1 protein-coding gene is annotated in these 2,769 nt (G+C 41.7%); it reads left to right on the top strand.

Annotated features, from left to right (window positions below; genetic code table 11):
* The coding region (locus Q5N69_RS18325; protein WP_304370530.1) for an Ig-like domain-containing protein at positions 1–2,769 on the top strand (2,769 nt) is incomplete at both ends.

The raw sequence follows: 2,769 nt of genomic DNA on the forward strand, positions 1-2,769 counted from the left end.
GATGGTGATGCAACGGTTTACAGCGCAGGCGATACCGCGACTATCGTGAATGTTGGTACCTTGATAATCAACACAAATGGCGATTTTGTTTTCACACCCGCGAATGATTACAACGGCCCGGTACCACACAGCACATATGTAGTAAGCGATGGTAATGGCGGTTTTGATACCGCTCAACTGAGTTTCAGTGATGTTACGCCTGTAGTTGATATTGTTTCTGATGCCTTATTTACTGGTGAAGATACTCCAGTTTCACTTAATGTTTTAGCTAATGATAACTTTGAGGGTAGTCCTCTAGTTACGTCATTTACCCAAGGCTCAAATGGCACAGTAACTCTAAATTCAGATGGAACGGGAAGCTATACACCAAATAACAACTTCTCTGGGACGGACAGTTTTAGCTATACAGTGACTTCAGGTGAAGTTACAGAAACAACAACAGTTACTGTTAGTGTTAATGAACAAAATGATGCCCCTCAAGCTGAGACGATTACTGATCAGAATGCCGTTGATGGACAAGCCGTTTCTATAGATATTAGTGAGTTATTTAGTGATCCTGACGCAGATACATTAACATTTTCAATTACTGGTCTGCCTACAGGGCTGAGTATAGATGGTAGTACAGGTATTATTTCAGGCACGATTGATCATAGTGCTTCACAAAATGGTCCAACAAGTAACGGAATTTATAATATTACTGTTACTGCAGCCGATGGGCGTGGTGGTAGTGTTGACGGCAGTTTTGATTACACTATTGTTAATGCCTTACCTACTGCAGTTAATGATGCCGTAACTACTATAGAGGATACGACTACTACTATTAATGTGCTTGCGAATGATGCAGATCCTGATAACGATACTCTAACTGTTACTGAAGCGGTTGCAGGTAATGGTACTGTTGTTATTAATGCAAATAATACAATTACCTATACCCCAGCAGCTGACTTTAATGGTACAGATACTATTATATATCGTATTGATGATGGCGAAGGTGGTGAAAGTACGGCGAGTGTTAACATTACCGTTACTTCTGTGAATGATGATCCAACAACATCAGGTATCGATGATCAATCTGATGCTGATAGTAGTACGATCAATTTAGATGTATCGGCTAATTTCAGTGATGTTGATGGAGATGATTTAAGTTTCTCTGTTTCAGGTTTACCTACGGGCCTTACTATAGATTCTGCAACTGGCGTTATCACAGGAACAGTGTCTAACAATGTATCTAGCACAGGTCCTTATTCAGTAACTATTACTGCTGATGATGGTAATGGTGGAAGTGTAGATACCAGTTTTACTTGGGCATTCGAAAATATTCCGCCAATAGCTGACGATGACTTTGCTACAACAGCAGAAGACACTTTCGTTATTATTAGTGTATTAGATAACGACACAGATCCAGATGGCGATCCATTAAGTGTTGTAGAAGCTTCAGCAGCTAATGGCACCATAGTTATTAATGACGGAAATACCATAACTTACACACCTGATGCTGATTTTACTGGAACAGATGTCATTAATTATAGAATTACCGATGGCAACTCTGGATTTAGCACAGCAACGGTAACCGTTACAGTAACTGCAGCTAACGATGCACCTATTGTTAATAGCCCATTACCAGACGAAGCCGCTATTGACGGGCAAGCTGTTTCAATCGATTTTGCGCCATTCTTTAGTGATGTTGATGGAGATACCTTAAACTTTTCTGTTACAGGTTTACCTGTTGGTCTTTCAATTGACCCTACCACAGGCGTGGTCAGTGGTACTTTTGCAAGTGATGCATCACAAAGTAGTCCTTATACTATAACTATTACAGCGGATGACGCTAATGGTGGCACCGTAAGTGATACCTTTAGCTGGAGTGTTGCTAACCCACCATTACAAGCTAATCCTGATACCAATACCGTATTAGAAAACGGTACACTTAATGTTATCGCTGGTAGTGGAATCTTAACCAACGATTCAGATCCCGATGGCGATACCCTTAACGTTGCTGAAGTTGAAGGCAGCACAATTAATGTAGGTCAGGCTGTTACGGGTTCTAATGGCGGTAGTTTTATCGTTAATGATGATGGGTCTTATAGCTTTGACTCAGGAACTGATTTTGATGACTTAGCTGCAGGCGTTACACGTACTACAAGCGTTATTTATCAAGCTTCTGATGGTGAGGGGGGGTTATCGAGTGCGACTTTAACCGTCACTGTAACAGGAGTTAACGATAACCCTATTGCGACAGGGGATAGTCAAACAACTAATGAAGATACAGCTGTTAGCGGACGAGTTAATGCTACCGATGCAGAAGGAGATAGCCTTACTTTCACATTGGCAACCAATCCAGGAAATGGTACTGCTACAGTGAATGCAGATGGCACATATTTATACACACCTGCTCCTGATTTCAACGGTACTGATACCTTTACAGTAACTGTTGAAGATGGAAATGGAGGAAGTGATACTGAAACTGTCACCATTAACGTAACGCCAGTAGATGATGCGCCTGTAGCCGTTGACGACGGTCCATTCACTGTTACAGAAGACACACCTGTTAGTGGAACAGTTATTGGTAACGACACCGATATTGATGGTGACACCTTAACGGTTACACAATTTTGGATTGATGGTGATGGCACTATTTACAATGCGGATAGCACAGCCACCATCACAGGTGTGGGTACGTTACAAATCAACTCAGACGGTAGCTTCACTTTCACACCGGCAGAAAATTACAACGGTCCAGTACCGAGTAGCAGCTACACCATCAGCGAT

This window comes from Pseudocolwellia sp. AS88 (assembly GCF_030551755.1).
In the GTDB taxonomy this organism is placed as follows: Bacteria; Pseudomonadota; Gammaproteobacteria; order Enterobacterales; family Alteromonadaceae; genus Pseudocolwellia.